The following is a 25,495-nucleotide window of genomic DNA, read 5'->3' on the forward strand; positions in this document are numbered from 1 at the left end:
AGGTGGTCGGTAGGTGAATTTCGGGCGCATCCGCGCTAGCTCTGCGGCGGTGAGCAATCAAGTTCTGAAGGATCTGGCCGCAGCCTGCTGGCCGGGCGTGGAGATTTTGGCCGAAAGGCCCCTGACCGGCGACGCGGGCACGCGCAGCTACGTGCGCCTCCGCCTGCGTGGGACGCAGGCTCCCGCAACCGCCCTTGCCATGCTTTTTTCTGCCGACGGGTCGGCCCGAGCACCCGAGGAAGGAGACGGCCCCCCGCAAAGCGAGCTCCCATTCGTCAACATGCAGCGGTTTCTCCGGGAGCACGAGGTCCCGGTGCCCGAGATCTATTGGGTCGCCGAATCGGAAGGTTGCCTTTTACTCGAGGACCTCGGCGACCTACCCCTTGCCCAAGCTGCTGAAAAAGCTGAGGATTCAGAGAGGGAAGTGCTGATGAAGCAGGCGGTCTCGCTGCTCGCCAAACTCGCGACCGCCGATTCTCGGGCAAAGTCTGCCTGCTTCGCTCTGGAACAGACTTACGGAGCTGATGCGATTGCCCGGGAACTCCAAATTACCGCGACTCATGGCCTGGGCCATGCGCAGGGAGTGGGAATTCGGCCGGCGGGCGCCGACCCCGAGCTCGAGAGCGCTCTCGCTGCTCTCGGCAAGCGTCTGGAGAAGCAACCCCTCGGCCTGATGCACCGCGACTATCATGCCTGGAATCTCCATATCGACCCCACAGACCAGCTGCGCGTGATCGATTTTCAGGATGCCACGCGCGGCCCCCTGCTTTACGACCTTGCAAGCCTGCTCACCGACCGGGATACCGATCGGTTCGTCAATCCCGAGCTGGAGTCCGATCTGCTCGTTTATTGGCATGAGGAAATGGGCCGCTGCGGCCAACATCCATACCCTGACGGGAACGAGCTGAGAGAAGCCTATTTTGTGGCGGTCGCCTACCGAACCCTGCGAGTCATCGGTCGTTTTGGCGTTCTGGCACTGGAGCTCGAGAAACCGGGCTATTTCGAGCGTTATGCGCCGCGTATGGCCCAGCAGACCATGCGGGCTCTCGACAATCTGGGCGAGGAAGAACTCGCCGACCTCCTTTTCCAGAGGAGCCCGATTTTCTCATGAGCCATCCGCCCGCGCGTGCAATCATTCTCGCGGCCGGTCGGGGTTCCCGACTCCGGCCATTGACCGACACCGTGCCCAAGCCGCTGGTGCCGGCGGGCGGCAAGCCTCTGATCGAGCACGGATTGGCTCTCCTCAAAGCCCACGGAATTACCGACGTCGTCATCAATGTTCATCATTTGCGCGAGAAAATCATTGCGGAATTAGGTGACGGGGCGCGGCTGGGCATGCATCTGCAATACTCCGTCGAGGAGAAATTGCTCGATAGCGGAGGTGGCATCCGCCAGGCCGCACAGTTCATGGACCGCAACCAGACGGAGGCAGACAAGGATACGCCGCTGTTGGTCCTGAACGCGGACGTCGTCACCGATGTGTCCCTGACCCGGCTTCTGGCCGAACACCACCGAAGCGAGGCCAGTATTTCTCTCGTGTTACGAAACGACCCGAAAGCGGAGGCGTACGGACTCTTCGGAACCGACAAGGAAGGTCGGATCCGCCGCTTTCTCGGCAAGGGAGCCCCTGCAGCCGGCCTGGACGAATATATGTTCGCCTCGGTGCAGGTCCTCAAACCGGCGATCCTGCGAGAAATGCCTCCCGAGGGGGCCTTCAGCACCATGCGTGGCCTCTATCCCCAACTTTTCGCTGCCGGAGTTCCGTTTCAGGGATTTATCCACCACGGGCGTTGGTATACCTCGGATACCGCAGAAGACCTGCGGGCTCTCGAAGAGGGGCTAGGCCGCGAAGGCCCGATGATTTTCGATCCCACCTGAGCCCAACGAGGCTATTGCCCGGCTGAAGACTTTCGGGAAACCTGCCGAAGGTCCCTCGAGCGGGGCCCCTCGCCATGGGAATCACCTTCATCCAGAAAAGTACGCCGGAAAACCTGCCCGAGGACCCTCAAATCGCTCTCGTGCTCGCCGGGGGAGCGGTTACCGGAGGCGCCTTCAAATTGGGGGGACTGGTCGCGCTGGATGACCTTTTGAGCCGACGCAAGATTATCGACTTCGATATCTACGTCGGCCTCTCCGGAGGTGCATTGCTCGCCGCACCTTTGGCGGCAGGGATACCCCCGGCACAATTAATGGCAGCACTCGGCGGCGAGGGAGAGCTGGCCGAGTTCCGGTTGCGCGATTTCTATCGGCCCAATCTGGCCGAGATGTTGACCAAGCCGGTAGAATTCGTGACCGACTTCTTCAGCTATCTGCCGGGTGCATTTGCCGAAGTCCTGCTTCGCAGCCCGACGACATACCGCCGCTTGCAGGAACCCCTGCGAGCCTGCACAAGCGCCCCCAGTCGTGATGCTCTCGAGCGGCTGGCCTCCGAGGTCGTGCGTGGCTTGCAGACCAATCGAAGTTTCCCCTTCCCGCTCGACTACCTGCCTGCCGGAGCGTTCGACAACGCGGGGATCGAGCGCTTTGTGCGTCGCGGCTTCGCCGCTCGCGGCATCAGCAATAACTTCGAGACCCTCAGGCGCGAGCGCGGCAAGAGGCTCTACGTTGCCGCGGTAAATCTCGACTCGGCCCAACGAGTCGTCTTCGGGCCCGAAGAAGAGGAGCGTCTATCGATCTCCGAGGCGATTCAAGCGTCCACCGCCATGCCGGGCTTCTATAAACCGGCTCGACTGCGCGGGGTCGACTATGTTGACGGTGGCGTTCGCCGCACAGCCAACATCGATGTCGCGATCGAAAACGGAGCGAATCTGATTCTTGCGTATAATCCGTTTCGCCCCTTCAACAATCGTCCGCAAATGCGCGGAGGACGAATCGCCGACGGAAGCACTCTGAGCGATCGAGGCTTGTTCGTCGTGATGAATCAGGTCTTCCGAGCGCTCCTCCACTCGCGACTCCATCTCGGGCTCCAGCAGTACCGGGAGGACCCGGAGTTTCGCGGAGATATCCTGCTCATCGAACCGGGCGATAGCGACGAGACGTTTTTTCGGATGTTCCCCCTCGACTTCAGCGCGCGTCGCCGGGCCGCGGAACATGGCTATTCTTCCGTGGCGCGTTCGATCGAGGCGCACCGCGACTCCCTGACGAAAATCCTCAAACCCTATAGGGTCGAGCTGCATACAACCCCGACTGGCGAAGGTTTCTCCCGCATTCTGGGAGAGGAAGCTTTTGGCGCCACGGCGTCGGAATGGTGATTCCCGGGGGCTACGGGCGTGAAAACTAAGAAATTGCCGCAATTCGGCACCTATGGTAATTCTAATCGCGAGTCACCGGAGCCAAAGCCTTGGATCTGAAAATACAGAACGAGATTGCCGAAACCCAGACCCCCGAAGAAATCCTTCGGGGGGTGGCGGATACCTACGCTCCCGATGCGGTTTTGACGATGTCTTTCCAGCATGAGGGCGTCGTGATCGCCCATATGCTCAGAGAAATCGCACCCGAGACGCCGGTATTGTTCATCGACACCGGATATCATTTTGCGGAAACTTTGGCCTACCGCGACGAATTGGTCGACAAGTTCGGCCTCGAAATTCGAAATCTGACCTCAGCCATGCCGAGGGGCGAATTCCTCGCGACTCACGGCGACACATTGTACGAGACCGACCCGGACCTTTGCTGCAAGATCAACAAGGTCGATCCGATGCAGCTGGCTCTCAATGGCGTGTCGGCCTGGATCAACGGTCGTCGTCGAGATCAAGCCACAACACGAGCGGGCATGTCCATTCTCGAACGACTCGGCGGCGGGATTGTGAAGATCAATCCGCTGGCGAATTGGAAAGCCAAAGACACCTGGGAATACATGCAGAAGCATGAGATCCCGACGCATGCCCTTTTCGATCAAGGCTATGCCAGTATCGGCTGCGCGCCTTGCACGCGCCCCGTCCTCGCCGGCGAGGATGAACGAGCCGGCCGCTGGGCCGGGCGCGGCAAAACCGAATGCGGTTTGCACACCATCGGAATGGCGGAAGAAGAAACCGAAACTGCGGCTGCACCCGTCACTGAAGACAAGGCGACGCCTTCCTGAGCTTCCGCTCCGGCGAGACGGATCTCGCCAGGACCAGCACGCCGTAAGGATCGGCTCGGCGACACCGAAATCTCAAGACCTGCCTGAGAGGACCCGACGGAGGTAGGCCTCTGCCTTCTCGCGGCCTTCCGGATCCCGCAGCCCTGCCACCAAAAGATCCGCGTCGAGAAGCGATCCGGGCAGCCCGACCATCCCCGCGGTAATCGCCCTTGTTTGCCGCTTTGTGGACAGCAATGCGTATTGCGCCTTGTCGAGCAGTTCATCCGCCAGCTCCGAAACGGAGGCTTCGAGTTCACTGTCCGGGACAACCCGGTTCAGAAAACCGATATCCTTTGCCTCACTCGCGGTAAATTTACGGCACGTGAGGACCAACTCGCGAGTCATCACGGGACCGATATCCCGCACCAAACGGGGCATCCCACCCCAAGCCAGGGGGATTCCCAAATCGACTTCCGGGATGCGAAAGGAGGCCGTCGATGCGGCCACACGAAGGTCACATGCACTCGCGAGAACCACCCCACCCCCAATACAATGACCGTGAATGCTCGCGATGGTAACCGCACGGATCCCTTCAATTGCATCGGCCATCTCGCGACCGAGATCAGCCATCGCCCGCGGACCCGGCGCTCCCGGCGCCGCGTCGGATCCCACCAGCTGAACGTCGGCGCCCGCGCAGAAAGCCCTGCCGCGACCTGCCACAACAACCACTTTGAGCTGCGGTTGTTCATCAAGCCAGGCGGATGCCGCGATCAGGGATCGCAGTGTCGTCTCGCGCAGCGGATTCAAGTTTCCGGGTTCGTTCAGGAAAATGGTCGCTCGCGCGCCGTCGACGACGACTTCCAGATTTTCAAAGTTCCGCATGCCCGACTTGTAACAGATCGATCAGCGATCCCGGCATCCACACCGTCAGGAATCACAAGCGTCAGCAGGCCAGAAACCGGCGAAAGGACCCGCGGCAAGACCGGCTGCATTAAAGAGGTTCGCCCAACGAGGATTTACCTTCCATGCATAATTGACATACGCGGGTTTGGAGATCTCCGGATGAGAGACGACCAGAACATCACCGTCGACCATCGCATTCGCCCACACCCGACTTTCGGTGTCGGCCCCGACCTGGACACCCCGAACATCGGCGGCAGGCGAACCTCCGCGAAGAAGTCCTCCGGGCTTGAGGCCCTCCCCGGTCGAACCCTTGAAATGAATGCGGAGAACATCGCCTGTGCGCTCCGGGCAATCAAACACCGGCCCCGAGTAGGCAAAATCTTCCCCGTATACATCGTGACGCACCAAATCGACCAAGCGCTGCGCATAAACCTCACGGTCCGAAGGATGCGTGCCGCCAGGCAGATCTTTCGTCAGGGCCAGCCCCAACAAGGGGAGTTCCCGGGCCGCTGACAAATACGCGTCGTACATCAAACCCGCGGCGCGGGCTTCCGGCGGACGCGATCGCGGATACCCACGGACCAGTTCGTCCGAGGCGACACACTTTCCGTTGGGCAGCATCACGGCCGCAAAAAACAAGTCCTGATTCTCGAAGTCGATACGCCACGATTCGACAAGGTCCCGGAAGCGTTGCGCATACTGCGTGGAGCCTGACCCCTGATGGTCGGACTCCCCTTGCCACCAAAAGACACCCCGCGCGGCATAGGGCAGACAAGGCAAAATCCAGGCCTGATAATAGTCACCGATATCCTCCGGGAATTCCCCCGGGATACCGGTTCCGCTGCCGGCCCAGCGGCGAATCGCCGATCCCGGCACTGCGAGATTCACGATGCCAACCGGGACAGGCGCTCCTTCTTGTCGGGCGAGCGATTCCGCCAGACCTGTCGCAAGCCAGCCCGCCGTGTCGCCCGGCAGCGACTGCCAGCCCGCTCCATCTCGCTCATAACCATTGGCAAAGGCTCGAACCCGGGAACCAGCGACCGGGCCTGCGGGATCCGCGAATTCTTCATTCCAGGAGACGTCCGCCACGAATCGACCCGGGGCAAAGTTCGACTGTCCAGCGGCGGCAAATCGACCCGCCACCTCTCGCCATCCACGCGCGTGAAAGCGCTCGCCACGATACGTCCCGAAAGAGGATCACGAAGCTCCAGGCCCACCCGGCTGTCCGCTACGCCTTCCCCCCAAATCGGCAGGATCTGATCTCGTTGCAAAACCATATGATCGGATAAAATCGGCATCGAGAGGCGCCCCTGATCGCTCGATGCCAACCGAAGGTCCGCGGCCATCGCCGCGCTCGCCAAAGCGAGCAGGCAAAGAATCGTCAAGGAAGAAAACAACGTCCGGGCACAGCGCAGAAGTGGAGTCTTTTGTGTCATCGAAGCAACCTCCGGCCCGCGCCCGAATCGGCATAGATTCTGGCGTCAGGCCTGGCACTACGACGGCCGGGAGACCTCGGAATTCAACCCCTCCGACCTTGCTGAGCAGTTGCCATGTCGGGTGCCCGCGCAGAAAGAGCGCGCTACTACCGCATGACCAATGGCGAAGCCGCGTCAGCTATCCTTCAGCAACTGCAGGATAAGATCGCGAACCGCGACCTCTGCCTCCGGAAAACTGAGGGACTGTGCCTCGCGAAAGCGATCCCACGTCTCCGGGGCGGCCAGCAACTCCACTCCGGCGACCACATGCGGAGCCGCGGCAAGCAGTTCGGGGATTGCCTGCCGCAAATCCTTGCGGAGTTCCAGATTGTTCTCTGCCTCGAAAGTTCTCAGGACCGAGGATCGCCACAAATTCGATGTATTGGCGCGACGAAAGGGTGCCAGGTCCTCGAACAAACGCGAGCGCCGAGCCACCAGTTCCCGGACACGCTCCTGCACCGGAAGTCCCTCCCATGCCGGCATTCGACCCTTGCGGGCTTCCTCGCGAACCTGAGTCGCCAGCGCCGCAAACAAACTCTCCAGATCGTCAAAGTGGCGAAAAACCGTCCGACGCCCAACGCCGGCGCGCTCGGCCACCTGATCCGCCGTCGGTCGGCAATAGCCTTCGCGCACGAGTGCGAATAGAGCTTCGACCACGCGTTCGCGGTTACGGACGCGTCGTTGCGTGCGGCCGTCACTTGACGTGGATTTCGTTTCGATGGGCAGAGGCATCGGAGGGTGGGCCTGAAGTTTCCTGTCGAGCGAGGAAGAAGTCAAATAGGCGCAGCGACAGCTCGGAACTCAGATCAGTGCGTCCGGGTCCAGGTCCTCATCCCCGCGCAGTACCAGCAAATCCGTGCCGGCGCGTCTCACCAACCAACGCTGCACGGCGCTCGACCAGACGTCGTAGGGCTCTTCCAGCATCCCGTAGTGACCGCCCGATCGCTTCTGGTATTCCGCCTCAATTCCCTGTGCCGTAATCGCGACAAGATGCTCCGGGACCACGGGATCATCGGGCGAGGCCATGAGCAAGGTGGGTACCGCAGGCCGACCGGGTCGAATCGCCCGCCCGACCAGAGACCCCACCAGGCGAGCCCCTTCATTAGTCAAGGCATTCAGGAGTCGTGCGACGCCGGCATTCGATCCCACGTGAGCCATCGGGTTGGTGGGGGCAGGCGGCGGCAACTCTGCGTTACGCCAACGAGCGATCATATTCGCCAGACGCGGCTGGAGCTGCGGCGGTCCTACGAGGAGGGGGGCATCGGCCACCACCGCGCGCGGCAAGGAGCGTTCGGCCAAAGCGAGCGCAACCAGAGCACCAGCGTCGTGCCCGACCACAATCGGCGGAGTCTCGCAGTCCGAGAGAAAGTCCGCTGCCGACTGACACCATTGTTCGATTTCAAAGTCGCGCCCCTGCTCACCCGAACGCATATCCAGCAGATGACACCGCCAACCGCGGTGCGCCAGCCCCAAAGCTGCGGGCTGCCAGATATCCGGTGTCGTCCACAGGCCATGAAGAAAAACCAGATCCGCGCGATAGCGTCCGTTTTCCGGTTCGATGCATACGGTATCGCTCATTCCGAGATTTCCTGTTGGTCAAAGCGACACGTCGCATGGTCCTCGAGGCTCGATAATTCTCCACAAAGAAAACGGGCAGCGCCCGGTTCTTTCGCTGCCGCTCCCGGCACAACCGCGTGATGAGGTATCGCAAGCAACCGAATCGCCATGTTCATTTCTCCGCAGCGGGAGCCGTAGCGTCAAGCTCCGGTTGACCGACCAGGTATTGGTGGCTGCAAAAATCACAAACGACCTCCTCCACACGCCCCCCCCGAACTTCCTCCAGTTCTTCGGGCGACAGCGTGCGCACCGCTCCGACTGCCCGCTCGAGAGAGCAGCGGCATTGATAAAGAAGAGGGTCGTGTCCGAGCACATGAAGATCCATGCGATCAAGGAGCGCCATCGTCGCATCCGCCGGTGCCTCACCGGCTCGCACCAGAGCGGCGAAATCTGCCTGCTCCAGACACGCCGTGACACCCGCCAGATGCTCCGGCTCACAATCCGGCATCGCCTGAACGATCATCCCCCCGGCGCGGCTGATTCGACCGTCCGCTTCGGTCACTGTCGCCAGCGAGAAAAGGGTCAGTGTCTGCTCGGACTCGAGGCAAAATTGCTGCAAAGCGCCAGCTATACTCCCTCCGGATACAGGCAGTCGACTCTGGTAAACCTGCCCGCCACGGAATCCGTGGCGTGAGATCCGCAGCTCGCCATCCGTACCGATCAGAGGTTCGGCACTTGCCTGAGGATTCTTCACGCGCCCACGCACCTCCGGTCCCGGCCAGACATCAGCGACCAACTGGCCTGCACTGCCGTCATGATCAAAAGAGCACTGCACTCTTTCGACCGGACTCTGCGCCAGTTCCAGTAAGGCGACACCCGTGAGGAGATCGCCCAACGCCTCGGAAACAGCAGGTGCCGAGCCGGCAACACGAGCGGCCTCCTGCGCCATCGCGGTGCTGGTGGCGGTCAAAATCCGCACCGTGCCTTCGCCTGTCATCCAACGATCAATTCGATCCCTCATGCCGGACGGTCTTCGCAGACCTGAGGACAGATCGCCAGTGCCCACCACTTGCACCCCGCCACCGTTAATGATCGGAGAAGCAGATACCTATGCCAAGGAGGACATTATGGGACTGCTCGATGGGAAAGTAGCTATCATTACCGGCGCCGGAGGCGGCCTCGGTCGAACCCACGCATTATTGCTGGCCAGCGAAGGCGCCAAAATCGTCGTAAATGATCTGGGTGGCGCGCGTGACGGCACCGGCGACGGACTGGCCATGGCCGATCAAGTGGTTCGGGAGATCACGGACGCTGGAGGAGCGGCCGTCGCCAATCATGACTCCGTGGCCACTATGGCCGGAGGCGAGAATATTTGCCGCACAGCACTCGATGCATTTGGCCGGGTAGATATTCTTGTCAATAATGCCGGCATCCTGCGCGATCGTACCTTGGTCAAGACAGAGGAAGACGATTGGGACCTGGTGATCGCCGTCCACCTCAAGGGCACCTACTGCGTCACAAAGCCTGTCTTCCAGCATATGAAGGATCGCGGTGGCCCGGGCGTGATCATCAACACCACCTCCACTTCAGGCCTCCTCGGAAACTTCGGACAGTGCAACTACGGAGCTGCCAAGGCAGGGATTGCCGGCTTCACGCGAACTCTGGCGCAAGAAGGTGCAAAATACGGCATTCGCGCCTGGGGACTCGCGCCGGTGGCGTTTACCCGACTGACCTCCGACTTGATGGGCGGAGAAGAATCCGCAATGGCCGAAGCTCTCGATCCAGCAAAGATCTCGCAGGCAGTTCTCTACATGGCGAGTGATTTATCGGGCGACAAAACAGGGAAATTTCTGTTCGTGAGCGGCGCACGCGTAGCTGAGATGAAAATCACCGGCCCCACCGGCCTCCAGAAAGATGGCTTCTCGGCCCGGGATATCGCCGCAGCCGAAGACGATGTCTTCCTCCCCGAGGATCAGGGTTTCAACATGCGCGCCTGAGCCGCGAGGATCCGGCCCAAGGGCGCACTCCTGTTTGGAGTGCGCCCTTTTTTGTTTGACTTCACGATCGAAGCTTCCGGCGGTTCACTCCCCCGTTTCGGGATTCCGGAACGGCATCAGGCCCCATATCAGGTGCCCCCGCATCTCTATTGCGTGATGCGTAGGGGGTTACCGCCCCTTCCCAAAGCTCCAAAAATAGGATCGAATGAGGCTTCCGCTACACCAGCACCTTTCAAAACCCCCTCCAAGTTTTCGGCGGACACGGAACAACCAAAAACCAAGGGGAATTCGAATGTGGCAAAAAAAACGTGGAACCTCTGCCGTCAGGCATGGATTACTCGCCATTTGCCTGGCGCTGGTCTCGGCATGCGAGGGCCAACGCCCATGCCACGTCGATTATGAGATCACGGCCACATGGCCTTCAGGCTTTATTGCCAATGTTGAAATTTACAACGAGGGCGTGAGGGACCTGGAGTTGGAATCCGGCTGGAAGCTGAGCTTCGAGCGCATCGAGCGACTGGAAATTGTCAATCTCTGGAATGGTCTCCTGCAGGACGACACGGCCAAATTTCTAGTAACGAACGAGCACTGGAACTCGAAGATCCCCGCTGGCGGCTCGGTCGATTTCGGCTTTGAGGCCAATTTCGCCGGCGATCCTCCCGCCGACCCGCAGAACTTCCGCTTGAATGGACGTGCCTGCAGTTCCAATACGGCCCCGGAGCCAACAGGAAATCCGGGCGACAACCCCACCGCCACCCCCCCGACCAACGATCCGATAGCAACTCCGACCCCGACGAGTGCACCCATCCAAACGCCGGCGGCCACGGCCACGCCCCCGGCAGCGACGCCGGTTCCGACACCGGTTCCGACGCCTCCGTTCGTCCCGCCAACACCTGCCCCGACAAATTCGCCAGCGCCCACCCCACCGATAGCGGCAACGCCGTCGCCCACGCCGGCACCCACGCCGGCACCCACTCCCTCGCCAACGCCTTCACCGTCGCCAACGCCTTCACCCTCGCCAACGCCGTCGCCGACACCAACACCCGCAGCGACGCCAGACGGATTCACTGGACGAGAATTATACGAGATACACGCGTGCAATCTTTGCCACGGGGATGACGGTGCGGGAACGACGATCGCTCCGACTCTGGCAAATTGGTCCTCGCTCGAAACCTTGACCCAAAAAATCGACGCTTCGATGCCTCTGGGCAACCCCGGCGCTTGCGAAGGTAATTGTGCGAGCCGAATTGCGTCTTATATTCTGGGCGAATTACAACGAGCGACGGGAACGCTGGAGTGCAGCAGCGGCCCGACCGCTCTACCGAGGCGATTGCGACCGTTGACCCGGCGGGAATACATCGCCACCGTTAACGATCTATTGGGGCTGACCACTACCAACCCTCTGAATGATTTCCCGGTAGAAATTCGGATCGACGGCTACGACAATATGCCGGCGGCTTTCGAAATGACCGATCGGCACATCGACGCCTACCTGGGCGAAGCCGAAAGCCTCGCGGCGCGAGCCGTGATCGAGCGCAGGTCTGCCATCCTGCCCTGCGAACCGGCCAATGATCGCGAGGCGTGCGCTCGCGAGTTTGTCGAGGAGTTTGGGCAACGGGCCTATCGAAGACCTCTCGCGACAAGCGAAGTAAATTCCCTGTTGGCACTTTTTGCCGACGAGGACGAGCCCTTCGACATCGGTCTGCAGGATGCGCTTTGGGCGATGTTGATCTCGCCCCACTTCCTCCAACGCTCGGAGTTGGGCGTGCCCGATGGAGAAGGCAACTTTGCCCTGGACGGTTATGAAATCGCCAGCGCCATTTCGTATTTACTGATCGGCTCGATGCCCGACGATCTGCTCTTCGCAGCAGCGGCAAACGGTAGCCTGCAGACGACCGAGGGCCGCCGAGCTCAGGCCGAGCGCCTTCTCGCCGACCCACGTGCACGGGAGCAGTTGGGAATTTTCGCCGCCCAATGGCTCGGCGCGGATCCCCTTCTGGCCGGCGAGAAAAATTCCACGGCCTTCCCCAACTTCAACGAGGGAATTCAGGAACGACAATTCGAGGAACTCAACCGCTTCCTGTCACACGTCGTCTTTGATGCCTCGGGTTCCTTCGCCGAACTTTTCGACACCGAGACCGTCATGGCCGACCCGCTGCTGGCCGCGTACTATGGGGTCCCCATGCCCGCCGGTGAAACATTCGGGCCGATTCAGGTCGCAGACGGGTCACGCGGCGGGATCCTGACCCTTGGTAGTGTCCTTGCAGCTCACGCGCACTCGAACGATACCTCGCCCGTCCGACGAGGCGTCTTCGTTCGACGCCGACTCCTGTGCCAGGATCTGCCACCACCGCCACCCGAGGTCGATAATACCCCACCGGGGCTGGACCCGACCCTCAGCACGCGGGAGCGCTTTGCAGCTCATAGTACCGACCCCTCCTGCCAGTCCTGCCATCAATATATCGACGGTGTCGGATTCGGGTTTCTGAAGTTCGACGGTGCGGGTGGACCGATCGCCTTCGAGGGAGGTGCGCCGATCGACGACCAGGGCGAGATCCTGGGATTACGCAGTCTGGACGACCCCGAGATTTTGAGCTTCTCGGGCGCAACGCAACTCGGCGACCTGCTTGCCGGGAGTGAAACAGCCGAGAGATGTCTGGCTACGCAAGTATGGCGATGGTCGAGAGGCCAATTGGAGAGTTCGGAGCTTGCCTGTGAGATCGAAGCTCTCGGAACGGACTTCGTGGCGCAGGGAGGCAATGTGCAGGAACTCCTGCTGCGCCTGATCGAGCTCCCCTCCTTTACACGTCGCCATGAGGGCGAAGAGGTGAACCCATGAAGAACCGCAAATTATCCATGAACATGCGGCGGCGCGACTTTCTGAAGGCTTTGGGGAGCACAGGTGCGGCCTTGATGGCCCCACTCACTCTCGTCCGCGCCGCCCGAGCCGAGGCCGCGGCCAAAAAGGCGATCTTCTTCTACATCCCCGACGGCTGCATTCCCCAGCACTTCCACCCCACAGGCACCGAATTTGATTTCGCTTTGCCGCCGATGACCGAACCGCTCGCGGCGGTCCGGGAATATTGCACCTTCATCGATGGCCTCACCATGTATGAAGGTGGCCCCACCCATGAAGGCGGGATTCGTAAAGTTCTGACGGCGAATGCCGCGCAGTCCCTGGATGACTTTCTTGCCGACCGGGTGGGCGCGACCAGCCCGTTTCGATCGCTCTATCTCGGTGTGGGTGCGAATTACGAGAATGGCTCGGGAGGTTTTTCCTTCCTTCGTTCGGGAGTCCCGCAATCACCCGAGGACAACCCGCTGGCAGCCTATGCGAGGTTGTTCGGCGACGACGAGGCGCCAGCTGCGCTTGCCGAAGACCCTCGTTTGAAAATCCTCAACCATTCGATCGCAGAAGTCTCTGCCATGCAGACGCAACTGGGTCCTGTCGAACGTCAACGGCTGGAACAACACCTCGAGGCCCTGCAATCAGTAGAACGCCGCATCGAGCAAGCCGGAGCCAACGCCGGCAACTGCGGCCCCGCGCTGTGGAACCCCCAAGCGTTCACCGTCCCGTCCGGTTGGCATGGCTATCCCCCGCGTTACGACCGAGAAGAATTCTTCGAAACGGTCGGGGCCCTGCAGTTGGACCTGATCGTCGAGTCTCTGGCATGCGACCTTACCCGGGTCGCGTCGCTGCAATGGTCCCACCCGGTCAGCCCGACCCTCCTCTCGTGGACCGGCGCCACGCAGCGTCACCATGATGCCTCCCACTTCGGGAACCCGGATAGCCCCAGCGCTCAGGACTTTATTCTCAGTCAGCGATTCTTCACCGAGCAACTTGCCCAACTGATCCAGAAACTCCAGTCGCGCCCCGACCCCAGCGGCGATGGCACCCTGCTCGACCACACCCGCATTCTGCTATTCTCCGAGCTTGGGGACTCCAATCAGCATGACCACAAACGGATGCCCTTCATTCTGGCGGGAGCAGGGCGTGATTTCCCGGGCGGGCGCTTCCTGAGTTACGACGGGGAGGCCCACGCCAAGCTTCTCGTGTCGATCGCGAGTTCGATGGACCCTTCGGTCACCAGCTATGGTTATTCAGGCCACGGTTCAGGCGGCTTGCCCGGATTGTAGGCCTCGCGATGCCCGCGGACTTGTAGAGCCGATCGGAATCAGCGACGGTTTCTCCGGAGGTCTCCAACATGTCTGTGGCATATCGTATCTTCGGTTCCGAAAACTCACCGTACTCGACCAAAGTACGGTCGTACTTTCGATACAAGCAAATTCCTCACGAGTGGATCATCCGCACCGGTGCAACGATGGAGGAATACAAGAAGTACGCCCGCCTCCCGATCGTCCCCGCCGTTGCGACCCCCGAGGACGAAGCATTGCAGGACTCCACGCCTATTATCGAGGAGATCGAGCGACGCATCCCCGCACCCTCCATCCACCCGGCCGACCCGACGCTACGATTCCTGTCGGAACTGCTCGAAGAATTCGGCGATGAATGGGGGAATAAATGGATGTTCCACTATCGCTGGGCTCGGGAGATTGATCAAAAGACGGTTGCGCATCGTCTCGTCTCGGAAATGATGGCGGGCGCACCGGACGACCAGATCGAGACCATGGCCGTCAATGTGCGCGAGCGGATGAGCGGACGAGGCTTCGCGGTTGGCTCCAATGAGAAAACGGCCCCCCTCATCGAAGAGAGCTTCAAGAACGGGATCGGCTTGCTGGAAAAACATCTGGAAAATCGACCTTTTCTTTTTGGCGCCCAACCCTGCTTCGCCGATTTGGGCTTGGGGGCGCAGGTCTACCAGGCACTGATCGATCCCACCGCAGGCGAGATTCTCCGCACTCAGGCACCGTCCACAGCAGCCTGGAGCGAGAGCCTCCTGGATCCGAAGGACCACGGGGCCTTTGAGGACTGGTCCACTCTTTCGCCAACCCTCGCGCCGCTTTTGAGCAGCGAGGTGCGCTATTTTCTCGCATGGTCCAAGGCCAATGCAGAAGCGATCGTCGCAGGGGCGGACGAATTGACTCTGGATTACGATGGCAGGGTCTGGTGGCAGACCGTCGGCGGTCCGCAGAAGTACCACGCCAAATCGCTGGGGGAACTCCGTCGGAAGTATGCGAATTGCGCGGAGGTCCCGGAACTGAAAACCATTCTGGCCAGCGCAGGCTGCGAAGAATTCCTTGTCGCCTGAGGCCGAGGACGAAAGTTTTGAGAAGGAAGAGGATCCGGGAGGACTGGCAAAAAGCACCCGCCATCCGGTAGATTCCCCGCAGACCCCTTTGGCACTCCTCGGGGCGGGGAAATCGCCTGAGCCAAAGGGAGCCATGATTTTGGGGCGCTCGCAAGCCAGCGCCAAAATCCCCGGAAAACAATACGAATTTCTACGATGAAGGAGAATACCCTATGAAATTGGGCGTGAACGCAGCGGGCTTCGGTCCGAAGATCAGAATCGATATGGAGCGTATCCTCAAAGCCGAGTCCCTGGGCTTTGACTCTGTCTGGACCGCGGAGGCTTGGGGGAACGACGCCATCACTCCCCTGGCATGGATCGGCGCGCAGACGACCAAAATCAAATTGGGCACCGCCATCATGCAGATTCCCGCGAGGACTCCCGCGATGTGCGCCATGCAGGCCATGACGGTCGATCAGATGTCCGGCGGGCGTATGCTGGTCGGAATTGGCCCCTCGGGACCGCAAGTTGTCGAGGGTTGGCATGGTGTTCCTTACGGGAAACCCCTCAAGCGGACCCGCGAGTATATCCGCATCATGCGCCAGATCTTCGCTCGCGAAGAAAAGGTGACCTTTGATGGTGAATTCTATCAGATGCCCTACCACGGAGAGGGCTCCTCGGGGCTCGGTAAACCGCTGAAGAGCATTCTTCACGGCCGCGCAGACATTCCCATTTACACGGCCACGATCTCCCCCAAGGGAATCGCCACGGCCGCGGAAGTCGCCGACGGCTTCATTCCGATCTGGACCACCCCCGGTGGGCTGCAGACTTTCCAGGAGAGTATCGAAAAAGGCCTGGCCAAGGCAGGCGGCGGAAAAACCGCTGCCGACTTCGAAATCATGCCGACGATCATCGCCATCGTGAACGACGATCTGGAAGCCTGCCGCAATATGCTGCGACCCCAACTAGCCCTCTATATTGGTGGCATGGGTGCCCGTGGCAAGAATTTCTACAATGACCATATCACCCGCCAAGGTTGGCCAGATGCCGCCCGAAAAATTCAGGACCTCTACCTGGACGGCAAAAAGAAGGAAGCCGCAGCCGAGGTTCCCGATGATCTTCTGGACAGCGTAGCCCTCCTGGGGCCTCGCGACCGGGTGAAGGATCGATTGGATGAATGGAAATCGACGAATGCCTCCACCCTGATCCTGGGCGGCGATCCGAGCGCTCTGGAAACGATCGCGGAACTGACCTTCTAGAACCAACATTCCGGCGCGGCGATGTCCGCAATAGAAACGAGCAAAACAAAAATGCCCCCGGTCCGAAGACCGGGGGCATTTCCTTTTCGGGTAAATACCCGCACTCACCTGAGATCTGGTAGCTAAACCGCTTCCCTTTCGAGAAGCAGGGGAGCCGACGTCCGACTCCCAAGCCCGGTTTTTATCCCGGGTTACTCCAGCCTATCTGCGTTTTTTGGCAGCAGCCTTTTTCTTCTTGGGCGCAGCCTTCTTCTTCTTGGCAGCAGCCTTTTTCTTCTTGGGCGCAGCCTTCTTCTTCTTGGCAGCAGCCTTCTTCTTAGGTGCAGCCTTCTTCTTCTTGGCTACGGCCTTCTTCTTGGGCGCAGCCTTCTTCTTCTTGGCAGCAGCCTTTTTCTTCTTGGGTGCAGCCTTCTTCTTCTTGGCTACAGCCTTCTTCTTCTTCTTCGCTACGGCCTTTTTCTTCGGCGCAGCCTTCTTCTTCTTTGCAGCGGCTTTCTTCTTGCGAGCCGGAGCCTTCTTTTTCTTCTTGGCAATTGCCATCAGATCCTCCTTAGGTTCCCCTGATTTCTATCTTCACTCAGGTGAGCCGGGCGCCACTCCTCCACCCAACCACACAATAAACGGCATTTTACTCACGACAGGAGAAGCGTGTCAACAGGAAGAACAATATTTTAAAAATGGATTCGGCACGATGAACTCTAGCGATTCAGACACGCTGGAAGCCTCAAAATGGGAGAACTACGTTTTGCCTCGGCGCACGACTTTGCTGGAAACCACTCCTTTGCTAAAAGAGCGCATGCGCCACTTCCTCGAAGAGGTTCGAGCCTCATGGTTGGCGATCAGCATGTTTCTGGTCGCGGGACTCCTTTTCGTCTCGGCCGCGACCGGCGAGCTTGGCCTGGCCAAGGGTCTTTCGCTCGAGAACGAGCTCGCGGAAATCAACCAGGCCAGCTTCCATATGATGCAGGAAATCGACCAAACCCGAGAGCAAATCCGCAAGATCGAAGAAGAAGATCTCGCTCTGGAAAATCTCGCCAGGCGACGCCTGCACATGGTTCGGGACGGCGACACCCTTTACCGAATCGGCACAAAAAACTGACGTCCAAGGGATATCGGTCGCTTTTACCTGTTGACCGGGAGGCAGTTTCCTTGACAAGTTAGGCACTTGGCCGCTGCCGGGGTTGCCTCGTCTTCCCCTTCGCGCGTAGTGGTACAAACGGGGACGGGGCGCCCGCAAGAGCGCCCCGTCCTTCCACTATCCGGACCACATCCAACCCCACAACCACCGAGAGCCCCACACACCTCAGCCACCACAGCCTCTAATGCTCTTGATTCAACGGATGAGTCCGGATCGCCCCACCCGCCAAGGCCTTCCCGCGCGAGTCGCGGGTCTCTCAATTTCTATTCAGGAACAACCACTCGTCGTGCCGCATTCCGGGCAGCGATAACAGGAGCCGTTGCGGATCATGATCGCGCCGCATTCCGAACAACTCGGCGCGTCCGTCTGCTGCTGGAACGCGACATTCTCCGGCAATGCAGCCGCCACCGGCGGTGCCTCGGCAGGGACCACGGCTGCACCCAGCTTGATCTCGCCGCCTTCTTCGACCGCGGCACCGTCCTGAAAGCGCACACCAAGGAAGCGGAAGATATAATCCGTCAGGGACTTCGCGAACGGAACTTCCGGGTTCTTGGTAAAGCCGGATGGCTCGAAGCGAACATGACTGAATTTATTGACCAGCGCATCGAGCGGAACGCCATACTGCAAGGACATTGATGTCAGGGTCGCGATAGTGTCCATCAGGCCGGAGATGGTGCTGCCCTCCTTGGCCATCTTGATGAAGATCTCGCCCGGCGTTCCATCGTCGTAGAACCCGATGTGAATGTAGCCCTCGTGACCGGCGACATCGAATTTATGTCGAATCGAACGGCAGTCAGCCGGGATTCGTCGGCGCGCAGGGCGCGCCTCCGCTTCGGCGATCGCCTTGGCGGCGCTTTCCACATCCCCAATCGTCGGGAGTTTCGACGAGCTTTCCTCATTCGAGGTATTCAGCGGCTGGGTTCTCTTGCAGCCATCCCGATAGATCGCCAGGGCTTTGATGCCGAGCTTCCAGGCCAGCATATAGGCCTCTTCGACCTCCTCGACCTTGGTATCCGTCGGCATATTGACGGTCTTGGAGATCGCCCCCGACAAGAAGGGCTGGACTGCGCCCATCATCCGAATATGGCCCTCGGGGGCGATGGTGCGCGTCCCCTTCAGCGCCTTGAACGCACAGTCGAAGACTGGAAGGTGCTCATCCTGCAGCCCCGGCGCTCCCTCGATCGTGCCTTCGTTGTCGATATACTCAACGATTTCCTGAACTTCGCGGGAATCATAACCCAAACGCGCGAGTGCGCTCGGGACGGTGCCGTTCACCATCTTGAGCATACCGCCGCCGACCAGCTTCTTGAATTTCACCAGAGCGATATCCGGCTCGACGCCCGTAGTGTCGCAGTCCATCATGAAGGCAATGGTCCCGGTGGGCGCAAGGACGGTCGCCTGAGAGTTCCGATAACCGTGCTCCCGACCTTCACTCAATGCCTGATCCCACGAGGTTCGAGCCGAGTGCAGCAAGTCCAGAGGCACATGAGTCGAGGAGATCTTCATCGAAGCGGCTCGATGCTTCTCGATGACTCTCAAATGAGGTTCCTGATTCTCCTCATAGCCCTCATAAGCACCCTTGACCTTGGCCAGACGGGTCGACTGCAAATAGGCTTCACCGCTCAGCAGAGCCGTCACGGCGGCCGAGAATTCGCGACCGGCATCCGAGTCATACGGCAGACCGAGTTCCATGAGAACCGCGCCGAGATTGGCGTAGCCAAGACCCAACTGGCGGAAGCGGTGCGCTGTCTCACCGATCTCCGGGGTGGGATAACTCGATGAATCGACCAGAATATCCATCGCGGTGATCAGCACATTGACCGCGTGGCGGAACCCTTGCGTATCAAACTCGCCGGCTTCGTTGACGAATTTCATCAAATTGATCGAGGAGAGATTGCACGCCGAATCATCGAGGTGCATGTATTCGCTGCAGGGGTTCGAAGCGTTGATACGGCCTGTATTCGCGCAAGTATGCCAGTCGTTGATGGTCGTATCGTATTGCATTCCGGGGTCGCCGCAGAAGTGCGCCGCCTCGGCAATCTTGCGGAAAATATCCCGCGCCTGGTGCGTTTCGGCCACCGAGCCGTCGGTCACATTCCGGGTGTGGAATTCCTTGTCATCCTCGACGGCCTGCATGAACTCGTCGGTGACCCGCACGGAATTATTGGCATTTTGGAAGAAAATCGAGCTATAGGCCGGTCCGTCCAGCGAACCGTCGTAGCCGGCGTCGATCAGGGTCCAGGCCTTGCGCTCCTCTTCGGCCTTGCAAGTCACGAACTCACCGATGTCCGGGTGGTGGACGTCGAGGACGACCATCTTGGCGGCGCGGCGCGTCTTGCCGCCCGATTTGATCACGCCCGCGGACGCATCCGCAGCGCGCATGAAGGAAACTGGCCCGGAGGCCGTGCCGCCCCCCGCCAGCATCTCCTTGGACGAGCGAATTCCGGACAGGTTCACGCCCGAGCCGGAACCACCTTTGAAGATGACCCCCTCGCGGCGGTACCAGTCGAGAATCGACTCCATGGTATCCTGCACCGAAAGAATGAAGCAGGCCGAGCACTGCGGGTGTTCCTCGACGCCGACATTGAACCAGACCGGCGAATTGAACGACGCCTTCTGCTCAACCAGAATGTGCGCCAATTCATCAGCGAAAAGAGCAGCATCGCCTTTGGTTTCGAAGTATCCCTGCTCAAGACCCCAAGTGCGGACCGACTCCACGACCCGACCGATCAGTTGGCGAACGCTACTCTCGCGTTCCGGTGTTCCCATCGGGCCTCGGAAGTATTTCGAGGCAACGACGTTGGTGGCCAACTGCGACCAATCCGCCGGAATCTCCAGATCCTTCTGTTCGAAGACAACCGTCCCGCCTTCGCCGGCGATCGTCGCATCCCGCCGTTCCCAGACGAGATTTTCCATCGGGTCCACCGGCTGGCCATCTTCACCCAGTGTGAAGAGCCTTTCGATCTTTATGCCCTTGGCCGCCGCCGGCGACTTCGCCTCGGCATTCGGCTTGGACTTTTTCTTCTTCGGACTGGTCAACGTCGATGTTCCCACGGCCTTCTCCCCTCAAACCCTCCAGTGCCCCCACATGGCGCCGGAATCTATAGTGCTGGCTTTGGCGTCTCTTCACTTTCCTGTATGAATCTCAGCAGTCTCATTTCGCTCCCGAAAAATCTGGATTCGACACTCGAGCCCGTTATCTTGTGCGGGCGGCGGTTCTGCCACACAACATATGGTATTGTCAAACCTTTCGCACGGGATTCCGATGCTTTTCCCACAAAAAACTCAAGGCGCGATTCATTTAAATGATTGACAGAGTCGATACGATACTCGGGAAAGCATTGGCCCATGTGGGCCTCGGGCGCGCGAGCGACATCCGGCGGTTGATGGACGCATGGAAACAAACCGTCGGTGAGCGGATCGCGGCGCAGGCAACACCGCTTGCACTCAAGGGCTCCGAACTCGTGCTCGCGGTTCCTGATGCCGTCTGGCGTCAGGAACTCGCCTTGATGACTCCCGAAATTCGTGACCGAATCAACGCCATGCTGGGCCGAAAAGTTGTCGAGCGAATCCGCTTGGTCAGCCAGGGAGCGGTCGACCCCGGCGTCTCCCCTTTTCGCGCCAGACACCGCAGGCTCCCGGCCCCTGCGCCAGACTCGGCCGAAGACCACGCCCTGCCTGCCGGACGGGACGCCCCGCCGCTTTCAACGAATCTGCAGGAGGCCTTTGCCGCCCTTGAGCGTGCCCGGAACCGCCGCCTGAGCCAGGATCGCACATCCTCTCGCCACCCAACGAGAAAATAAACGCCCAAAGCTTCCCCGACAGTCGCCGCAGCCCGCACCAAAGTGTAGAGTCCCTCCATGGTCGATTCGCTCCTGCGCCCGCGAAAACGTCGCCGCCGAGGCCTGATCCCGGCGCTCTTTCTGATCAGCTTTGCCGTGATCGCCTTTTGGCTCTTACGAGGCGGGACAGCCAGCCCGACCGGCAGCCTGCAGGGAGTTCCCGAAGTGTTGGGCCAGAGCGGTCGGATCTCACTCTCTCTCGAGGCCCCGCACGCCGGATTGGCCGCGTGGCAGCTTTATATTCGCGACGCACGCGGCAACCGATACGTTCTCGCAGAAGAGACCTTGCCGGCTGGCGGCCTGCTCGAACCGGGCGTGCAACGCCGCGAGCGCGAGGTCGAAATTTCCCCGCAGGAACTCGGCCTGGCCGAAGGGACTGCCGAATTGATCCTTCAGGCAACAGGTCATGCCCCCCTGTCTCGCCTGAGCGACGGCGGTCTGGTGAGTCAGGCGGAGTTCGAGGTCGATCTGACCCCGCCGGACTTGCGCGTGCTGAGCGGGGCACACCGCATTTTGCAAGGAGGAACCGGCCTGATTCTCTACCAGACGGGCAGCGACGCGGTTCGCTCCGGCATGCTCGTCGGGGAACTCGATTTCCCCGGCAGCCCGGGCCCATTTACGGACGGCGAGCGGATGGCCAGCCTCTACTCGGTCCCCTGGAATGCCCCGGGGAATCTGGCCGCCCTGATCTACGCCGAAGATGCGGCCGGCAACCGCAAGACACAACGGGTCCCTCTGCAGATCCGAAACCGCAGGCCACGCGCCGAGGAAATTCGGGTTTCGGATAAATTCATCCGCACGAAAATCGAGCCGCTCCTGATCCGGTACGAGGAACCCGTCCCGGAGACCCCCGCGGAGGCCTATCTCGCCGTCAACCGGACGATGCGCAAGCAAAGCGAGATCGAGCTTCAGGCCCTGCTGGCAAGCTCCGCGCCCCAGCTACTCACCCCGCGCGCCCTTCAGCAACAACGTGGAACGCAGGTCGGCTCCCGTTTCGCCGAGCACCGAACCTACACCTACGAGGGCCAACCCATCGATGAACAAACCCATCTGGGCTACGATCTGGCTTCGGTGCGGCGCGCGCCGGTAGAGGCCGCGGGCGACGGCCAAATCGAATGGGTGGGGGAACTCGGTATTTACGGCAAAGTCGTCCTGATCGACCATGGACTGGGCCTCGCCACGCTATACGCCCACCTGAGCGAAATCGACGTCGAACCCGGCATGCGCATTACCCGCGGCGACGTGATCGGGCGGAGCGGCGAGACCGGACTGGCAGGTGGTGACCACCTGCACTTCAGCGTGACCTTGCGCGGACACCATGTCGACCCTCTGGAATGGTGGGATGCCCAATGGGTGGAGCGCGAGATTCTGGAACCGCTCCGGCAGGCCGGGGCTCAAGGCCCCTGACCGACGGCACCGACCGGATCGGCAGGATCGAGCCCGCTCCACTCATAGAGCCTTACGCCGAAGGGCACCCGGCGAGGATCCGCAAAAATCTCGGCCGCCCGAGACTGCGGCACAAAGGCCACCAACTTCTGAGTAGCCATCCCCGGGATCGCCACCCGGGGGAGCACATCACGGCCATCCACCAGCCGGAAGACACGCCGCCCATGGATCAGAGCGAGAAACGCAGCCGTCTCGGGTGTTGTATCCAGCAGGGCGAACTCGGCAGGATAAAAGGCCTCGACACCCCCGTAGACACGGAGGTTTTCGGCGGGGCGCCCGAGGGAGGGGTCGGCCAGAAGGAAGGAGCCGGGCGGAACCTGCTCGCGCACATAGTCGCTCGCCGCAAGCTGCTCGGGGCGACGAAAAGGTCCCCAACCTGGAGCTTTCACGAGCATCGGCAGCATCGCCAGCAAGGCCAAAGCGACGCTCGGCGCCAACATGGCCCAGCCCGCGGCATCACGGAACCAGGTCCGCACAAGACCCATCAGAACTGCCGAGGAAAAAAGTCCCACAAACACGCGCCCCGGCGGTGCCATCGACAGAATATGCTGATCTGATTGCTGCCATGAGAGCAAAAGAACTCCGAGGAGAATGGAGAGGGTTTTCCCGAACCAACCAAGAGCCGGGTTCTGAAAAAAGCGGGCCATGACCACCCCGCCGACCGCGGTAAGGCCCAGAAGACACAGACTCGCACCGGTAAGGTAGCGAGCATCCGGGTGGACCCAGCAGCTGTAGAACAAGATCGCGACAATCGGATAGGGCAGCAATGCCGCTGCGGCTCCCGGTGCGTGACGCATGGACCACAAGCCCCCCGCGAGCGTCAAAAGCAGCAAGGCGCCGAAGGAGCCCCAAAAAAGACGAAGGTTACCGGGCAAGGTGCTCGCCAAATGCGAAAGACGAAAACCACCCCCGGAGACAGCGACGGCCAGCTCTTCGGAAGCATACGCCGTGCCCGGCAGAACCCAGCTGAGCAGCTCGAGGAATTCGCCGCCCTGCGTGAAAGAGAAGGGGTGGCCCTGCGTCACGAAATTATAGGCCAGCAGGGGCAGCAGTCCGAGGCCCAGAGCCACGCCCCATAAAACCAGGGCACGGCGCGCGGGCGGCCGCCAAATAGCCACACCCGCCACGGAGGTCGCGTAGAGCAGCGCGTCCGGCCGGATCAATGCTGCCGCACCCAACGCCAAACCCGAGCCAAACGCTCGACCCCGCACAGCCAGAAGGACGGCCAGCAGGCCCAAACCATGCGCCGGGAGATCGCGTGCGACCGTGATCCCCCAGAGATGAATGCCCGCCGGCACAAGAAGCACCAACCAAAGCGACAAGACCCCGGCCCCCAGCGCCAGCAGGGGATCATGGCCGCGTAAAACCGAATCCAGCAAAACTGCCAGAATCAGCAGGGTGGCGAGATAGAGCAAAGGGTTCAGCCAATGCTCGGCCGCCTCGCCCCCTAACGCGCCCGCGGCAGCCAGCAGGAGGGGGAATCCGGGAGGGTAGCGCGAATATAGTTCACCATCGCGAAAGAAATAGGTCTGCTGCAAGGCGTCATATGTCTTCCAATGCCACTGGTGAGGAACGGTTTCGGTGAAAATGGTGGCATCATGGAAAACCGTTCCGGACCGCAGATCTCGGGCCATTGTCAGAAACGCGGCCTGATCGCTCGCCAGATACCAGTTGTTATGGCGGACCAATCCATAGGCCGAAACCATGAGCGCCAGACATCCAAGCACGAGGATCCCGCGCCGAAGACCCCTTTGCGAACTGCCGATGGCGGGGCTCAATTCCCCTTGAAGGCCGGCTTGCGACGCTCCCGAAAGGAATTGATCCCCTCTTGTGCATCCTCGGATCCAACCACCAACGCCTGCATGGTCGCTTCGTCATCCAGGCTGGTCTCCAGATCGACTTCGGTCCCTCGATTGAGCAATCGCTTGGAAATTCCGATGGCGAAGGTCGGCCCTACGGCCAGACGCTCGGCCCATTCCCGGGTCGCCGCCTCCAACTCCTCGACCGGCACGACCTTGTTGACGACGCCCAGATCCTTGGCTTCCTCCGCGGTGATCTGATCTCCGAAGAATACCAACTCCTTGGCTTTCGCCAGAGGCAGAATCCGCGGCAGGATAAAGCCGCCCATCGCATCCAGCGCAATCCCGCGCCGGGCAAAGACTTCGATGAAACGTGCGCCTTCGGCCGCCACGATCAAATCGCTGACAAAGGCGATATGGGCACCCAGCCCTGCGGCAGTTCCGTTGACCGCGCAGATCACGGGTTTCTCGATCTCCCAGATCGCCCGCAGCAGCTTCTGCGATCCGGTCCGCATCATGAACCGCGTTCGCCCAACCCATGGTGTCGGCGGCGCGCCCCCCGAAAGGTCGGCACCCGTGCAAAACCCTTTGCCCTTGCCGGTGATGACCAGCGCCCGGACGGCGGTATCGTCCCGGGCGGCCCAGATCTGCTCCACGATCTGGTCACGCATCTCCGAGGTCAGCGCTCCCATCTGCTCGGGGCGATTGAGAGTAATCCAGAGGACTCCATTTTCATTTTGAAACTCGACATCTGCCATACCGACAGGACTACCCTCCTCATCCCCAAGGCTTCAAGTGCAAGCCGGAAACGGCCCGGAGGAACCGCGCTT

At 60.6% G+C, this 25,495-nt stretch carries 22 protein-coding genes; 12 read left to right on the plus strand and 10 right to left on the minus strand.

What is annotated here, in order from left to right; genetic code table 11:
• Positions 1-49: 49 nt before the first annotated feature.
• From P8K07_06865 to P8K07_06880, 4 genes are all read left to right on the plus strand, one after another.
• A complete protein-coding gene (locus tag P8K07_06865; GenBank protein MDG1958241.1) occupies positions 50-1,111 on the plus strand; it encodes a phosphotransferase in 1,062 nt (353 codons plus the stop codon).
• Positions 1,108-1,878 (plus strand): NDP-sugar synthase, encoded by a 771-nt coding sequence (locus P8K07_06870; GenBank protein ID MDG1958242.1) that lies wholly within the window; start codon positions 1,108-1,110, stop codon positions 1,876-1,878. The genes P8K07_06865 and P8K07_06870 overlap by 4 nt, the downstream gene beginning before the upstream one ends.
• A 74-nt stretch (positions 1,879-1,952) precedes the next feature.
• Positions 1,953-3,251, plus strand: coding sequence for a patatin-like phospholipase family protein (locus P8K07_06875; GenBank protein MDG1958243.1), 1,299 nt, complete (start codon positions 1,953-1,955; stop codon positions 3,249-3,251).
• Positions 3,252-3,340: 89 nt separating this feature from the next.
• On the plus strand, positions 3,341-4,081 hold the full coding sequence (locus P8K07_06880; GenBank protein MDG1958244.1) for a phosphoadenylyl-sulfate reductase: 741 nt from the start codon (positions 3,341-3,343) through the stop codon (positions 4,079-4,081).
• 72 nt (positions 4,082-4,153) lie between these two features.
• Here the strand turns inward: P8K07_06880 and P8K07_06885 are convergent, their stop codons facing one another.
• From P8K07_06885 to P8K07_06910, 6 genes are all read right to left on the minus strand, one after another.
• Positions 4,154-4,942, minus strand: a complete 789-nt coding sequence (locus tag P8K07_06885) for an enoyl-CoA hydratase/isomerase family protein (protein MDG1958245.1) — start codon at positions 4,940-4,942, stop codon at positions 4,154-4,156.
• 45 nt (positions 4,943-4,987) lie between these two features.
• Positions 4,988-6,106 (minus strand): sialate O-acetylesterase, encoded by a 1,119-nt coding sequence (locus P8K07_06890; protein ID MDG1958246.1) that lies wholly within the window; start codon positions 6,104-6,106, stop codon positions 4,988-4,990.
• A 467-nt stretch (positions 6,107-6,573) separates the two neighbouring features.
• Positions 6,574-7,170, minus strand: coding sequence for a helix-turn-helix domain containing protein (locus P8K07_06895; protein ID MDG1958247.1), 597 nt, complete (start codon positions 7,168-7,170; stop codon positions 6,574-6,576).
• A gap of 69 nt (positions 7,171-7,239) precedes the next feature.
• The gene (locus P8K07_06900; protein MDG1958248.1) at positions 7,240-8,016 is read right to left on the minus strand and encodes an alpha/beta hydrolase; all 777 of its coding nucleotides are present in this window, start codon (positions 8,014-8,016) and stop codon (positions 7,240-7,242) included.
• Positions 8,013-8,165, minus strand: a complete 153-nt coding sequence (locus P8K07_06905; protein ID MDG1958249.1) for a hypothetical protein — start codon at positions 8,163-8,165, stop codon at positions 8,013-8,015. The genes P8K07_06900 and P8K07_06905 overlap by 4 nt, the downstream gene beginning before the upstream one ends.
• 2 nt (positions 8,166-8,167) lie before the next feature.
• On the minus strand, positions 8,168-9,016 hold the full coding sequence (locus P8K07_06910) for an Hsp33 family molecular chaperone HslO (GenBank protein MDG1958250.1): 849 nt from the start codon (positions 9,014-9,016) through the stop codon (positions 8,168-8,170).
• Positions 9,017-9,122: 106 nt separating this feature from the next.
• Between P8K07_06910 and P8K07_06915 the strand changes: the two genes are divergently transcribed.
• The 5 genes from P8K07_06915 (at position 9,123) to P8K07_06935 (ending at position 16,440) form a co-directional block, all read left to right on the plus strand.
• On the plus strand, positions 9,123-9,992 hold the full coding sequence (locus tag P8K07_06915) for an SDR family NAD(P)-dependent oxidoreductase (GenBank protein MDG1958251.1): 870 nt from the start codon (positions 9,123-9,125) through the stop codon (positions 9,990-9,992).
• A gap of 292 nt (positions 9,993-10,284) precedes the next feature.
• On the plus strand, positions 10,285-12,831 hold the full coding sequence (locus P8K07_06920) for a DUF1592 domain-containing protein (protein ID MDG1958252.1): 2,547 nt from the start codon (positions 10,285-10,287) through the stop codon (positions 12,829-12,831).
• Positions 12,828-14,129, plus strand: a complete 1,302-nt coding sequence (locus P8K07_06925; GenBank protein ID MDG1958253.1) for a DUF1552 domain-containing protein — start codon at positions 12,828-12,830, stop codon at positions 14,127-14,129. Before P8K07_06920 ends, P8K07_06925 begins: the two co-directional genes overlap by 4 nt.
• Before the next feature lie 68 nt (positions 14,130-14,197).
• Entirely contained in the window at positions 14,198-15,202 is a 1,005-nt protein-coding gene (locus P8K07_06930; protein MDG1958254.1) for a glutathione S-transferase, read from the plus strand.
• A gap of 212 nt (positions 15,203-15,414) precedes the next feature.
• Positions 15,415-16,440, plus strand: coding sequence for an LLM class F420-dependent oxidoreductase (locus P8K07_06935; protein ID MDG1958255.1), 1,026 nt, complete (start codon positions 15,415-15,417; stop codon positions 16,438-16,440).
• A 201-nt stretch (positions 16,441-16,641) separates the two neighbouring features.
• On the opposite strand, the gene P8K07_06940 is transcribed toward P8K07_06935, so the two are convergent.
• Positions 16,642-16,980 (minus strand): hypothetical protein, encoded by a 339-nt coding sequence (locus P8K07_06940; GenBank protein MDG1958256.1) that lies wholly within the window; start codon positions 16,978-16,980, stop codon positions 16,642-16,644.
• On the opposite strand from P8K07_06940, the gene P8K07_06945 reads away from it, so the two are divergent.
• The gene (locus P8K07_06945; protein MDG1958257.1) at positions 16,967-17,539 is read left to right on the plus strand and encodes a septum formation initiator family protein; all 573 of its coding nucleotides are present in this window, start codon (positions 16,967-16,969) and stop codon (positions 17,537-17,539) included. The genes P8K07_06940 and P8K07_06945 overlap by 14 nt on opposite strands.
• A 306-nt stretch (positions 17,540-17,845) precedes the next feature.
• Here the strand turns inward: P8K07_06945 and P8K07_06950 are convergent, their stop codons facing one another.
• Positions 17,846-20,632, minus strand: coding sequence for a vitamin B12-dependent ribonucleotide reductase (locus tag P8K07_06950; GenBank protein ID MDG1958258.1), 2,787 nt, complete (start codon positions 20,630-20,632; stop codon positions 17,846-17,848).
• A gap of 251 nt (positions 20,633-20,883) precedes the next feature.
• Between P8K07_06950 and P8K07_06955 the strand changes: the two genes are divergently transcribed.
• Together P8K07_06955 and P8K07_06960 are read left to right on the plus strand one after the other, a co-directional pair.
• On the plus strand, positions 20,884-21,381 hold the full coding sequence (locus P8K07_06955) for a DUF721 domain-containing protein (GenBank protein ID MDG1958259.1): 498 nt from the start codon (positions 20,884-20,886) through the stop codon (positions 21,379-21,381).
• Between the two features lie 57 nt (positions 21,382-21,438).
• Positions 21,439-22,827: a M23 family metallopeptidase gene (locus P8K07_06960; protein ID MDG1958260.1), complete on the plus strand. Its 1,389-nt coding sequence runs from the start codon at positions 21,439-21,441 to the stop codon at positions 22,825-22,827.
• Here the strand turns inward: P8K07_06960 and P8K07_06965 are convergent.
• Positions 22,815-24,572 carry a hypothetical protein gene (locus P8K07_06965; protein MDG1958261.1) on the minus strand — a complete coding sequence of 586 codons (1,758 nt, stop codon included), beginning with the start codon at positions 24,570-24,572 and terminating at the stop codon, positions 22,815-22,817. The two genes, P8K07_06960 and P8K07_06965, sit on opposite strands and share 13 nt — an antisense overlap.
• A gap of 68 nt (positions 24,573-24,640) precedes the next feature.
• A complete protein-coding gene (locus P8K07_06970) occupies positions 24,641-25,423 on the minus strand; it encodes an enoyl-CoA hydratase-related protein (GenBank protein MDG1958262.1) in 783 nt (260 codons plus the stop codon).
• Between the last annotated feature and the right edge of the window lie 72 nt (positions 25,424-25,495).

The sequence above is a fragment of the Candidatus Binatia bacterium genome, from assembly GCA_029248525.1.
Taxonomy (GTDB): Bacteria; Desulfobacterota; Binatia; order UBA12015; family UBA12015; genus UBA12015.